This window comes from Ensifer sp. R1-3 (assembly GCF_056739175.1).
The window spans coordinates 777,321-790,635 of sequence record NZ_CP096515.1 but is presented as its reverse complement, the minus strand read 5'-3'; the positions used below and the strand labels follow the sequence as shown (position 1 = coordinate 790,635).

Below are 13,315 nucleotides of genomic sequence, written 5' to 3'. Positions count from 1 at the left end.
GATGCATGGAGCGACAACCGCCTTCCGCCGATGCCTGAAGTCCCGCACCGGCAATATTGGGGTCTCGGCGGCGCTCGTCATGCCGCTGGTGGTCGCGTCGATGGGGCTCGGCATCGATTACGGCTATCTTACCCTTCAGCGGCGCGAGCTGCAGTCTGTCGCGGACCTCGCCTCCATTGCGGCGGCCGCCAATGTAAGCTCCGCCGAAGAGACCGTCCTCGCCCACTTCCGGAGCAACGATCTCGGCTTCGCCGTCTCGACTCCCTCGGGCCTGATGACGGTCGACGGCAAGCTGCTGCCGAACGACGTCGAAACCGCCGCCAAGGGGGTGGCGACGATCGTGCGCGGGCGCTACGTCCCCGACCCGGCGATCGATGCCGGCCAAAGGTTCATCAGGGGGGCCCTGCCCGCCGACGCCGTCCAGGTTACGCTTGAGAAGAAGGGCGACATCTATCTCGCGGCGCTGTTCAGCGAGCCGCCGGATTTGAGCGTCATCGGTACCGCGGCGAGTTCAAAGATCGCTGCCTTCTCCGTCGGCTCCCGCCTTGCCAGCCTCAACGGCGGTCTCTTGAACGCGATCCTCGGCCAGATGCTCGGCACCAATATTGCGCTGAAGGTCATGGATTACGAGGCATTGATCGACGCCGACATCGATATCCAGCCATTCCTCAAGATCATCGCCACCCGCCTCAGTCTCACGGCCGCTTCCTACGAAGACGTGCTGACGGCGGAGCTGACGATGCCGCAATTGCTCGGGTCGCTTCGGCTTGTGCAGGGCCTCTCCGGAACGGTGACTTCAGCGCTCAAGGCCGTCGAACTCGCGACAGTCGGGAACAAGCAGACACTCACTCTGGCGCAGATCCTCAACATCGACCCGAAGAAGAGCCTCAGCGTCGATGCCGGCTCGGACTGGGCGATGAAAGTCAGTGCATTGCAGATCGTCTCCGCCGCTGCGGTGATCGCCAACGGCGAGCATCAGATCGCACTCGACGCCGTTGCGGGTTTGCCGGGCATCGCCTCGGTAAAAGTCAGGCTCGCGATCGGCGAACCGCCCGTGGAAACGCCGAGCCATCGCCTGGGTTCACCCGGCGCGGCCGTAAGAACGGCACAAACGCGCCTCGCTGTCGAAGTCGTCATCGACGGTCTCGCGGCTCTCGCCGGGACCCGCATACGGCTACCGATCTATGTCGAACTCGCCCATGCGGAAGCAAAGCTCTCGGATATCCGCTGCTACGGCGGAACGCCGGAGAATGCGGCGGTGATCATAGATGCGGTCCCGGGCGTGGCGGAGATCGCCCTCGGCGATGTCGATCCCACCGTCCTGTCGAGCTTTTCGTCCGATGCCCGGGTGACGCGGGCGCGGCTCCTCGACGGTCTCATCAAGATCGACGGCATCGCCCATGTCGAGTCCAAGAACCTGCAACCCTCTCGCCTGGCATTCAGCCCTGCCGAGGTTTCCTCGCGGACGATCAAGACCGTCTCGACCAGGGATATCCTCTCATCGACGACCAAGACCCTGCTCGGCAATCTCGACGCGCAGATCAATGTGGGCCGTCTCCTCTCGATCGGAAGCCCGACTTTGTTGCAGCAGGCTCTGGCGCAAACACTCGGCGCCGTGACCGCACCCGTCGATCAATTGCTCTACAATCTCCTGCTCCTGGTCGGCGTGCGCGTCGGCGAGGCCGACGTGCGCGTCACCGGCGTCAAATGCCAACGGCCCGTTCTTGTTCAGTAAAGCGCTCGCACACGTGCAGATTTCAATTTCGTGTGAAACAAAACGCAGGCCTTGCGCATTGAGCATAACGCGTGAATGGTAAATGTGGGGCGAAGGGACCATGCAGTGCCCCCAGCGCAGGAGTGGGGGCACGCGCAGCAGATGCAGCGGGTCGCGGAGAAGGGCAGCTCTGAGCAGCAGGTGCCAACCGGCTTGACGGTTAGCGACTTGGTGCGAAATCCTAATTTCCCGCAGATATTGCAGGCAGGCGCGCGAACGCTGATCGCCCTCAATGACCTCTTTCCGCGCGTGGCGCGCCTGGTGGCGTCACACCAGAAGTGGATGCTGACGCAAGCGGCCTATTCGCTCCATCTCGAACGGGACGTCAACAACCCGGAATCGGGCATCACCGCCGCACGGTTGCTCAAATTCATGCGCGATACCGGGGGCGCCAGCCGCAACACGGCCGCCGCTTTCCTCGCGGAACTGGTCGCTTACAAGATGCTTCAGCCGGCATCCGGCGGACGTACCAAGAGAGCGCGTCCCCTCGAGCCGACCGAGGTCAGCGAAACCGCGATGCGACTCTGGTTCAAAAGTCAGATGAGCACGATCGATCTCCTTGACGGCGGCACCAGGATCGAACGCGTCGAAGCGGACAAATCGATTTTCGAGCGCGCCCAGCCGCTCGCGGCACGGCGCCTCCTCTCCGACAGCAGATGGACGACGCCGCCGAAGGGTGTCGCCATCTTTGTCTGGTCCGAATCGGGCGGTGTGATCCTCGACGATCTCATGACGCGCGTCTCCGAATTCGCGCCAATGGACGGCAAGGTATGGGTCGAGGTCAGCCTGGCGAAACTGGCCGAGCACTACCTGATATCGAATACCCACGTCCGCCGGATATTCGCCAGAGCCGACGCAGCCGGGTTCCTTGGAAAATCCGAGGATGGACGACGCGGACGGTTCTGGCTGAGCGCACGGCTGATCGAGGAATATGTCTCCTGGCAGGCGGTCAAGGTCGAGGCGTTGGCCAGTGCCTATGATCAAGCCTCCGATTGGGCTGCTTGACTGCCGAGCATTCTCTGCCCGCTACGGCCGCGATCCTGCAAAGCGCGGCAGGTCGTCGCCGATATCGTAATAGTGCCCCTTGTCCGCGCAAAAGATGTGATAGCCGGGCTCGAGCGCCACCGACCCGTCGAATGTACCGGCGAGAATGGACGTGTAGTCCAGTCCATCCGCCTTCCAGAACAGGGCCGATCCGCAATGCCGGCAGAAACCGCGTCGCGCCTCATCGCTGGAACGGTACCAGGTCACGTTCTCGACGCCTTCCACTTCCATTTCACGGTCGGGCACATTGGTGGCCGCGTAGTAGAGCCCGGTTTGCTTTCGGCATTGAGAGCAATGGCAGAAGATCAGTTCGCGAAGCTTTCCGCGCGTCTTGAAACGAACAGCGCCGCAAAGGCAACCGCCCTCGTTTATCTCCATCGTCTGCCCCCTTCGAACCTATGCACTTCAACACATAAAGGCCGGACAAGCTTTCAAGCTGGCCCGGCCAAAGTCAAATTCAGAGAATGCGCCGCAGGTTCAGAAATATTGAACTGATGGCTTTATCGAACCGATCAGCCGTTGACGACCATCTTCTTCTCGTCGCGACCGCCCTTCATTCGCTCGGCGAGCAGGAAGGCCAGCTCAAGCGCCTGGTCGGCATTGAGGCGCGGATCGCAATGGGTGTGGTAGCGATCGGCAAGGTCGTCACCTGAAAGCGCACGCGCGCCGCCGGTGCACTCCGTGACGTCGTTGCCGGTCATCTCGATATGGATGCCGCCCGGATGCGAACCTTCGGCGCGATGAATCTGGAAGAAGCTTTCGACTTCGGACAGAATCCGCTCGAACGGCCGGGTCTTGTAATTGTTGAGCGTGATCGTGTTGCCATGCATCGGATCGCAGGACCACACCACCTTCTTGCCCTCCCGTTCGACGGCTCGGATGAGGCGCGGCAGATGCTCGGCGACCTTGTCGTGCCCGAAGCGGCAGATCAGCGTGAGACGTCCCGCCTCGTTGGCGGGATTGAGGATGTCGATCAGTTCGAGAAGGCCGTCCGCCGTCAGCGACGGGCCGCACTTCAGGCCAAGCGGATTCTTGATGCCGCGGCAATATTCGATATGCGCGTGATCGGGCTGGCGCGTACGGTCGCCGATCCAGATCATGTGGCCGGACGTCGCGTACCAGTCGCCCGAGGTGGAATCGACGCGCGTGAGCGCCTGCTCGTAACCGAGCAGCAGAGCTTCGTGGCTCGTGAAGAAATCCGTTTCACGCAGGCTCGGATGGTTTTCAGCGGTGATGCCGATCGCCTTCATGAAATCCATCGTCTCGGAGATCCGGTCGGCGAGCTTGCGGTAGCGCTCTGCCTGAGGGCTGTCCTTGACGAAACCGAGCATCCACTGATGGACGTTCTCGAGATTGGCGTAACCGCCCATGGCAAAGGCGCGCAGCAGGTTGAGCGTCGCCGCGGACTGGCGATAGGCCATGACCTGACGTTCCGGATTGGGCACGCGTGCCTCCTCCGTGAACTCTATGCCGTTGATGATGTCGCCGCGGTAGCTCGGCAGCGTCACATCGCCCTGCTTCTCGACGCCCGACGAGCGCGGCTTGGCGAACTGGCCGGCAATGCGGCCCACCTTGACGACCGGCTGCTGCGCACCGAAGGTCAGGACGACGGCCATCTGCAGGAAGGCGCGGAAGAAATCTCGGATCGTATCGGCGCCATGCTCGGCGAAGCTCTCGGCGCAGTCGCCCCCTTGCAACAGGAAGCCGCGCCCCTCGGCAACGTTGGCAAGCGCGCTCTTGAGACGGCGCGCCTCTCCGGCGAAGACAAGTGGCGGATACTTGGCAAGACGCGCTTCCACGCTATCGAGCACTGCGAGGTCCGGATAGTCCGGCACCTGCTGAATGGGTTTTTGCCGCCAGCTGTTCGGAGTCCAAGTCTGTGCCATTTCCATCACCTGTTGTCTGACGCGGATCGGCCCGCGTCGCGCCCTGCGGCCGTCATGCGGCCCGGCATCCGGATTTGCATGCGCCCGCGTCGGCAGCCCTGCCGATACCTGCGATCTGCCACAACGCCCGGGCGGACTACTTTCGCGGATGCGGGCTTATAAACGTTAACAGGGGGCTTGGAAAGCCATCCTACCAGAAAACGTGGACCGCCACGACGCCGACGGGAGAGGCTCAGCCGACCCTCTCTCCGTTCCTCACGCGGTAGCTCGGCTGATACATCGTGACGAGCTCCTCCGCCGCCGTCGGGTGAACCGCCATCGTCCGGTCGAAATCGTCCTTCGTGCAGCCGGCCTTCAGCGAAATCCCCAACAGCTGCGCCATCTCGCCGGCATCATGGCCGAGAATATGCGCCCCGACGACCTTGCGGTCAGCGGCATTGACGACGAGCTTCATGATCGTCTTTTCCTTACGGCCGGAGAGCGTCGCTTTCATCGGCCGGAACTCGGCGCGATAGACCTCGATCTCCTGGAATTTCCGGGCCGCTTCCTCTTCCGTGATCCCGACCGTGCCGATCTCGGGCTGCGAGAACACGGCGGTCGCGATCAGGTCGTGGTCCGGCGAAGTCGGATTGTTCTTGTATTCCGTCTCGATGAAGCACATGGCCTCGTGGATCGCCACGGGGGTTAGCTGCACGCGATCGGTCACATCGCCGAGCGCGTAGATCCCCGGCGTGCTGGTGCGCGAAAAAGCGTCGACGATGATTGCGCCGAGCTCATTGGTCCTGACGCCGGCGGCCTCAAGCCCGAGACCATTCGTGTTCGGCATGCGACCGAGCGCCAGCATCACCTGGTCGGCGACGATCTCACCATGTTTCATCGTCGTCGCCACACGCCGTCCGTCCGCATCCGCCGACACCGACTGGATGATGTCCTCGCAGAGGATGCGGATTCCCTTTTCCTCCATGGCTGCGTGCAGGCCGCGCCGCATGTCCTGATCGAAGCGGGATAGAATTTCCTTTCCGCGATAGATCAGCGTCGTTTTCACGCCCAGCCCGTGGAAGATATTGGCGAATTCCACGGCGATGTAGCCGCCGCCGGCAATGAGGATCGATTCCGGCAGCGCCGGAAGATCGAAGGCTTCGTTGGAGGTGATGCACAGTTCGTGGCCCGGCAGCGCGTCATGCGGGCTCGGATGTCCGCCGACCGCGATAACGATGCGCTCCGCCGTGACGGTCTTGCCGCTGGCAAGCAGCTTCACCGTGTTCGGACCGGCGAGCTCGGCGCGCGTATCCAGGATCTCGGCGCCGGCATTCGCCAGGCCCTTACGGTAAAGACCCTCCAGCCGGGCGATTTCCTGTTCCTTCGCGGCAACGAGCTTGGCCCAATCGAAACGGCTCTCGCCGACGGTCCAGCCGAAGCCCGCCGCATCTTCGAAATGTTCCGCAAACTGCGAGGCATAAACATAGAGCTTCTTCGGTACACAGCCGCGAATGACGCACGTCCCGCCATACCGGAACTCCTCGGCGATCGCCACCTTCTTGCCGAGCGCCGCAGCCAGCCGCCCGCTTCTCACACCGCCCGAACCGCCGCCGATCACGAAGAGGTCATAGTCGAAAGCGCTCATGGGAACTCCTGCAGGAAATGAAATGTCGAATACGCCGTCGGCCGGAAGACGTCGGGCTGGAAAGCGCGAACGGAGTCGCCTTTCGCCCCTGATATAGTATTGCGACGCAAAAAAAGAAAAGCCCGGATCACTCCGGGCTCCTGTCTTGCGGCCGACCTCGTGCGGTCAGCTTCGGGTGGCCAGACCGCCGGTTCGCCCGAGGGCTTATTGGGCGGGCGCCGCAGCGCCTGCATTTGCCGCCGGCGCATTGCCTATCTTCTCATCGAGCGACTTCGTCGCTTCGCTGGTCAGGTCGCGCGAAACGCCTGCCGCCCAGATGTCGGCAGCCTTCAGCATCTCACGCGAGGCGATCGGGCCGTCGTTCAAAAGCTTCTTGCCCGCGGTCGAGTTGTAGAAGTCGGCGATGGCGTTCAGCTCTTCGACGGTAAAGGTCTTCGCGTAGATGGTCGCGGCTTCGCGCTCCAGATCCGAACGCCGCCCGGCGAGGCTGAGCGCCTTCTCGTCCACGGTCGCGGTGATCAGTTCCTGATGGTTCGGCGACGCCTGAATGAGCGTGTTCTTCAGGCGTTCGGCGAGGTTCGGCAGAATGTTGTCGAAGCTGTTGGTCACGCCGAGCGCCGCGATCGTCGCACGCGCAGCCTTGATCTGATCTTCCGTCACCTCCTGTGCCCGTACCGCCGGAACCGAAACCGAAACGAGGATCGCAGCAGTAGCGAAAGTGCGGGCAAGACCTGCGAATTTGTTCATATTTATCCATGCTCCTGTGTTGGCACGTGCCGCCCGGCCGATAGCCGCCGCCTGGCTGACCTGTGCAAAATCTGTCTCTCGATACGCCCCGCGCCACTCAGCCGAAGCGGCTCAAGACGCCGTAAGCGTGCGCGCTCCCTCAGGACCGGCAATGATCGCCATCGACGCCACATCTATGAAAAGCCCGTGCTCAACGACCCCCGGGATCGCGTTCAGCTCCACCGCGAGCGCATCTGCATCAGGAATACGGCCAAAAGATGCATCGAGAATGAGGTGTCCGCCATCGGTCATGAAGACTCCGTCGCCGGAGGATCGTACGACGATTTCCCCTGCCAGACCCAGCCGCGAAGCGGTCTTCTCGATCGCGAGCCTCGTGGCGACCTGGCCGAAAGGATTGATCTCGATCGGCAGCTTGAAAGCGCCTAGCACGTCCACGACCTTCGATTCGTCGGCGATGACGATCATCCGCGTCGAGGCGCTCGCAACGATCTTCTCGCGCAGCAACGCGCCGCCGCCGCCCTTGATCAGGCGCAGCTTTCCGTCGACCTCGTCCGCCCCGTCGATCGTCAGGTCCAGTTCCGGCAGTTCGTCGAGCGACTTTAGCGGCACACCGAGCTCGAGGCAGAGGCGCGCAGTCCGCTCGGACGTCGGAACGCCGGAGATCTGAAAGCCGGATGCCACTTTCTCGGCCAGCAATCGGACGAATTCTTCAGCCGTCGAGCCTGTGCCTATTCCAAGCCGCATGCCGCTTTCGACATGTTCAAGTGCCGCTTCGGCGGCCTTGATCTTCATCTGGCGGGCGTCCATGCGCCACTCGCTCCCTCTCGATCCACGTCAGGCGGGGGCGTCGCCCTCGGCCGCCACCCTCCAATTCCGCTGAGACACTTACACGCCCGCCGCGGCAAACAAAAGTCAAAATGCACGGCCCGAACCGGATTCCGGCAGCGCTACGACCTAGGTCGCCATTGCATTCCGCGCCGACTTCGCCTACCCGGACGGACAAGGTTTTGCAGAACGAGGTTGCCGGTGTCCCTGCCCCTAGTCGTCTTCGATCTCGACGGTACGCTCGTCGACACAGCGCCCGATCTTGTCGCCAGCTTGAACCATGCGGTGACGCAAGCCGGTATCGAGCCGGTGACCTATGCGGATCTCACGCATCTGGTCGGCCACGGCGCACGGGCCATGATCGAGAGGACTTTCGCGCTTCGCGGCAGAACGATCGCCGAAGAAGAACTGACCTGGCAGATGAAAGAGTTCGTCGATTTTTATCACGGATCGATGCCGGGTGAATCCCTTCCCTATCCGGGGCTGATAGAAGCGCTCGATCGCCTGCAGGATGCGGGGCTGAAACTCGCAGTCTGCACCAACAAGCCGGAAATGCTGGCAAAGCGTCTTTTGGAAGGGTTGGGGTTACTTGGCCGCTTTGCGGCGATCTCCGGTGGCGATACCTTCACCGTCCGCAAACCGCATGCCGACCACCTGCTGTCGACGGTCTCGAATGCCGGGGGGATGGCCGAACGGGCGGTCATGGTCGGCGACAGTCTCAACGACGTTCTCGTCGCCCGAAATGCCTCTGTTCCGTCGATCGTCGTGCCCTTCGGCTATTCGGACGTGCCGATCGAAAGCCTGCTGCCCGATCGTATCATCGGGCACTTCGACGAATTGACACCGGATCTGGTCGAGACTGTGCTCTCCCGCAAGCCGAAGTGAAAGGGGCCGCTCGTGTAACGCGGCCCACCTCCTCATCCTTCCAGACTCCGCGCCTTGCGCGTGGCCTCGAAAGCGCGATTCATATACATATCGCGCTCGTAGACGTCGTCAAAATACTCGACGGTTCCGTCCTTGTTCGGCCAGGCGGTAAAGTAGGAAACATAGACCGGGACCTTGGCGGATACCGGCAGCGCCTTGTTGCGGCCGCCCGATATTTCCATGCCGACCTCGTCGACACTTACGCCCAGAACCGCCGCCGCCATGCGCCGGGGATCGGCAAGACGCACGCAGCCATGGCTTAGCGCCCGCTGGTCGCGCTTGAAGAAGCTCTTCGACGGCGTGTCGTGCATATAGATCGCGTGCGCGTTGGGGAAGAGGATCTTGAGTTCGCCGAGCGCATTGTCGCTGCTCGGCGGCTGGCGCACGGCGATCGAGTTCGTCGATCCGTACCAGTTCACCGCGGTGGAAGGAACGACGCGGCCGCCGACTTCCACCTGATAACCCATGCGGTCCAGGTAACCCGGGTCGTTTCTAAGCTTCGGCAGCATTTCGTTGACGATGATCGACTGCGGCACGCCCCAATAGGGATTTACTTCGACCGTCTGGATTTCGTCCTGGAAGAAATATGTCTGGTTGGCCTTGGAACCGACGACCACGCGCATGGAGAACTGCTCCGTGCCCTGTTCCGTATAGGACGCGGTGAAGGCCGGCTGGTTGATGAAGACATAGCGGTCGCCAAGCCCATCCGGCAACCAGCGCGCCTGCTCCATCGCGATTTCGACCTTGTCTATCTTTCCTTCGGTCGTATCGCCGCCGGTGAGGGCGCGTATCGACGCCTGCCCGACAATGCCATCCGCCTTCAGGCCATATTCCTTCTGGAAGGCCTCGACGAGCGGCACCAGCTCGGGCGTGTAGTCCGGCGTCCCCTCATAGGCCGCGAGCACGACCGCATGCTCCGTCTTCAACGCTTCCGAGGCTTTCAACTTGATTCCGGCGATAACATTCGCGAGTTCCGGATTGCTTTCGCCGGGCTTCAACAACGTCCCCGGTGCGATCTCCACCCGCGGCGCGGCTTCCACCTGCGTCCGAAGCCGTTCGAGTTCCTGCCTCAATGCGGTAAATTGTGCGCTTTTCGGATTCTGACTTTCGACAAGCGCCCCGACATCACTGCTTGTCTCGATCTTCTCCAGAAAGCCGAGAAGATCGACGTTTTTCCGCTTGAAGTCGTGATAGCCGGAGATCCTGTTCGGATCGATACGGCCGCGCACGGTATCCTGGACATAGGTGAGCACGGCCGCGGACATCGCGATTTCGAAACGCACCAGATCCTTCTCGCGGGCGATCATGTCGCCGCGGTCGAAATCTTCCGGAGGAACGATGACGGCGTAGTCGAGCGGGTCGAGACCGACCTTCGCAGCGTCGGACAAGACGCCAAGCGCCGCCTTGGCACGGCCGCTGACGCCCGTCCCCTCGATCCACAGGAAATCCGTCCGCGTGCCGTAGAAATTCTCGACGGCTTTTGCGACCTCGGCGGGGGCGCGCACATCGACTTCCGGAAGAAACTGGCGCGCGTCGGCAAGCGGCGAGCGCAGCATGGGCGGCAGGGCCCCGTTCAGCACCGAGCCGGTGACGACGGGATCGACCAGACGATCCGTCGCGATCCGGCGCAGCGGCTCCGCCTTGTAGGTATAATAGCGCGGGCCGGTGATGCGCGGTGGCTTCGCCGCCTTCTGATCAAGCCGCTGCGGCGCGAACATGTCCACACCCGGAAGCTGCCGCCGAGGCTGCACCTGCTCCTGCACGTCGCGCTTCTTGCCTCCGCGGATGAAGTCCATGAAGGTGATTGCAGACGCCGGCTGCACATCCATGGTTGCAACCACACAGCCGCTCATGAGCGTGACAATCGCTGCCGACTTGATGATTCTCATAGATACAAACGTCCCCGTATTGCGTCGCCGCCGAATGCAGCCGCCGCCAGATTCTCGCCACGCCCTCGTGCTCCGAGAGTTATAGAAAAGGATGGTGAATGAAAAGGAAACGAAGCCTCCCGAATCCGCGCCCCGCGTCTCGCCGCGATCCGTTTTCAGCCATGCCCCTTCGCCTAAAAATCTGATTTGCATCTACTTTGCCCGGCCGGGCGCGATGCCGATGTTCCCTGCGACACAAGGAAGACGCGCAACGGAAGATTGCGGATGTGACGGAAAGGACACATCGCCGCCGGCCGGAAACCCATGTCGGCGATGCCCGGTCGGAGCTTGCCGCTCGGGGGCAATTCAAACGATTGTAGGTGTTCCGAGCCCCCGCGGCCCCTTTACAAGGCAGCATGGCCAAGGCAGAGAAATGCCCGGCAGCGGGGAGTAAGATCGGCCTTGGACCCGGTTCCCCGCCTCGGCTTCATGAACCGCATGACGAAAGCAGGTATCACGATGACATCGACCCGCACGGAAACAGATACGTTCGGCCCCATCGAAGTGGCGAGCGACCGCTATTGGGGCGCCCAGGCGCAGCGATCGCTGGGCAATTTCAAAATCGGCTGGGAAAAGCAGCCTCTGGCAATCGTGCGCGCACTCGGCATCGTCAAACAGGCGGCTGCCCGCGCCAACATGGCGCTCGGACGCCTCGACCCGGCGATCGGCGACGCCATCGTCAAGGCCGCACAGGAGGTGATCGACGGCAAGCTTGACGAGCACTTCCCTCTCGTCGTGTGGCAGACGGGCTCCGGAACCCAGTCGAACATGAATGCGAACGAGGTCGTTTCCAACCGTGCGATCGAGCTGCTCGGCGGCGTCATGGGTTCGAAGAAGCCGGTTCACCCGAACGATCACGTCAATATGAGCCAGTCGTCGAACGACACCTATCCCACGGCCATGCACATCGCCTGTGCGGAGCGCGTGATCCACGATCTGCTGCCGGCGCTCAAGCACCTGCACAAGGCGCTCGAAGAGAAGGTGAAGGCTTTCGATCACATCATCAAGATCGGCCGCACCCATACGCAGGACGCAACGCCCCTGACGCTGGGACAGGAGTTTTCCGGCTATGCGGCGCAGGTCGCCTCCTCGATCAAACGGATCGAGATGACGCTCCCCGGCCTTTGCGAGCTCGCCCAGGGCGGGACCGCCGTCGGCACCGGGCTCAATGCGCCGGTCGGATTTGCCGAGAAGGTCGCCGAGGAAATCGCTGCCATCACCGGCATCGGCTTCACTTCCGCGCCGAACAAGTTCGAAGCGCTGGCCGCCCACGACTCGATGGTCTTCAGCCACGGGGCAATCAACGCCACCGCCGCCGCGCTCTTCAAGATCGCCAACGACATCCGCTTCCTCGGCTCCGGCCCCCGCTCCGGCCTCGGCGAGCTTTCACTGCCGGAAAACGAGCCGGGCTCGTCCATCATGCCGGGCAAGGTCAACCCGACTCAATGCGAGGCGCTCACCCAGGTCTGCGTCCAGGTCTTCGGCAATCATGCGGCGCTGACCTTTGCCGGCAGCCAGGGCCATTTCGAGCTCAACGTCTACAATCCGCTGATGGCGTACAACTTCCTGCAGTCGGTGCAACTGCTCGCCGATGCGGCTATCTCCTTCACCGACAATTGCGTCGTCGGGATCGAGGCGCGGGAGGACAACATCAAGGCGGCGCTCGACCGTTCGCTCATGCTGGTGACTGCGCTTGCGCCGAAGATCGGCTACGACAACGCGGCCAAGATCGCCAAGACCGCCCACAAGAACGGTACCACGCTTCGCGAGGAGGCCGTCGGCGGCGGTTACGTCACGGACGAGGAGTTCGACGCCGTCGTCCGCCCCGAAACCATGATCGGCCCGGCCTGACCGCACTTCATGCGGCCGCGGCTCGACATGGTGCCGCCGCCGCGGCCGCCTACCACATCGTCTTCGCGGCGCGGCCGGGCCATTCCCGGTCGTAGCTTTCCTTGTCGAAATCGGCCTTGGCAGCTTTCAGCAACGCGCCCGGCGTCGGCAGCGAGGCCGCATCGGCGAAGCGCTCCGCATTCCAGAGCTGCGAACGGATCAGGGCCCGGGCGCATTGGAAATAGACCTCGCCGATCGTGACCACGATGACGCTGCGCGGATGCTTCCCATCGACCTCGAAGGAACCGGTCAAGGCAGGGTCGACGCTGACGACGGCGGTGCCGTTGATGCGGATGGTCGTATTCGATCCGGGCACGAGGAAGAGCAGCGCCACTCTCGGATCGCGCACGATATTGGCAAGCGAGTCCACCCGGTTGTTACCGCGCCAGTCGGGCAACAGCACGGTCTTGTCGTCCGCGATGCGGACGACGCATTGATCGTCGCCCCGCGGCGAACAGTCGAGTCCCTCAGGACCAACGGTGGCGAGCGCTGCGAAGGGCGACGCTTCGATCATTTCCCTGTATTCGGCCGTCAGTGCACTCGTTACCTTGACGATCGATGCCTCGCTCGTTCCGCCATAGAGCGCCTGCAACTCCTCGACCGTTCCGATAATCGTCATCTCATCCCTCCTGCAACGGTGCTACGGCTGTCACGCCGAAAATCGCGATCTCTG

Annotated in this window: 11 protein-coding genes; 4 read left to right on the top strand and 7 right to left on the bottom strand. The window is 62.5% G+C overall.

The annotated features are described in order from the left end of the window. Position 1 precedes the first annotated feature (1 nt). Positions 2 to 1,735 carry a TadG family pilus assembly protein gene (locus M1D43_RS03845; protein ID WP_153313523.1) on the top strand — a complete coding sequence of 578 codons (1,734 nt, stop codon included), beginning with the start codon at positions 2 to 4 and terminating at the stop codon, positions 1,733 to 1,735. Positions 1,736 to 1,840: 105 nt separating this feature from the next. After that, positions 1,841 to 2,779 (top strand): hypothetical protein, encoded by a 939-nt coding sequence (locus tag M1D43_RS03840; protein ID WP_318853612.1) that lies wholly within the window; start codon positions 1,841 to 1,843, stop codon positions 2,777 to 2,779. Positions 2,780 to 2,800: 21 nt separating this feature from the next. On the opposite strand, the gene M1D43_RS03835 is transcribed toward M1D43_RS03840, so the two are convergent. The 5 genes from M1D43_RS03835 to rpiA all read right to left on the bottom strand — a co-directional run bounded on the left by M1D43_RS03835 (position 2,801) and on the right by rpiA (position 7,882). Continuing rightward, positions 2,801 to 3,196 carry a GFA family protein gene (locus M1D43_RS03835; RefSeq protein ID WP_153313522.1) on the bottom strand — a complete coding sequence of 132 codons (396 nt, stop codon included), beginning with the start codon at positions 3,194 to 3,196 and terminating at the stop codon, positions 2,801 to 2,803. A 134-nt stretch (positions 3,197 to 3,330) separates the two neighbouring features. Continuing rightward, on the bottom strand, positions 3,331 to 4,704 hold the full coding sequence (locus M1D43_RS03830; RefSeq protein WP_003535070.1) for a class II 3-deoxy-7-phosphoheptulonate synthase: 1,374 nt from the start codon (positions 4,702 to 4,704) through the stop codon (positions 3,331 to 3,333). A gap of 232 nt (positions 4,705 to 4,936) precedes the next feature. After that, on the bottom strand, positions 4,937 to 6,328 hold the full coding sequence (gor, locus tag M1D43_RS03825; protein WP_027989268.1) for a glutathione-disulfide reductase: 1,392 nt from the start codon (positions 6,326 to 6,328) through the stop codon (positions 4,937 to 4,939). A gap of 204 nt (positions 6,329 to 6,532) precedes the next feature. After that, complete coding sequence (locus M1D43_RS03820; RefSeq protein ID WP_153313521.1) at positions 6,533 to 7,075, bottom strand: DUF2059 domain-containing protein; 543 nt, start codon at positions 7,073 to 7,075, stop codon at positions 6,533 to 6,535. Between the two features lie 111 nt (positions 7,076 to 7,186). Next, on the bottom strand, positions 7,187 to 7,882 hold the full coding sequence (gene rpiA / locus M1D43_RS03815; RefSeq protein WP_003535076.1) for a ribose-5-phosphate isomerase RpiA: 696 nt from the start codon (positions 7,880 to 7,882) through the stop codon (positions 7,187 to 7,189). Positions 7,883 to 8,101: 219 nt separating this feature from the next. Here rpiA and M1D43_RS03810 point away from each other — a divergent pair, with 219 nt between their 5' ends. Beyond that, complete coding sequence (locus tag M1D43_RS03810) at positions 8,102 to 8,785, top strand: HAD family hydrolase (protein WP_010969520.1); 684 nt, start codon at positions 8,102 to 8,104, stop codon at positions 8,783 to 8,785. Positions 8,786 to 8,817: 32 nt separating this feature from the next. On the opposite strand, the gene M1D43_RS03805 is transcribed toward M1D43_RS03810, so the two are convergent. Beyond that, entirely contained in the window at positions 8,818 to 10,713 is a 1,896-nt protein-coding gene (locus M1D43_RS03805) for a L,D-transpeptidase family protein (RefSeq protein ID WP_153313520.1), read from the bottom strand. A 498-nt stretch (positions 10,714 to 11,211) separates the two neighbouring features. Between M1D43_RS03805 and fumC the strand changes: the two genes are divergently transcribed. Further along, positions 11,212 to 12,603 (top strand): class II fumarate hydratase, encoded by a 1,392-nt coding sequence (gene fumC / locus M1D43_RS03800; RefSeq protein ID WP_003535082.1) that lies wholly within the window; start codon positions 11,212 to 11,214, stop codon positions 12,601 to 12,603. 49 nt (positions 12,604 to 12,652) lie between these two features. Here the strand turns inward: fumC and M1D43_RS03795 are convergent, their stop codons facing one another. Continuing rightward, entirely contained in the window at positions 12,653 to 13,261 is a 609-nt protein-coding gene (locus M1D43_RS03795) for a pyridoxamine 5'-phosphate oxidase family protein (protein ID WP_153313519.1), read from the bottom strand. Positions 13,262 to 13,315: the final 54 nt, after the last annotated feature.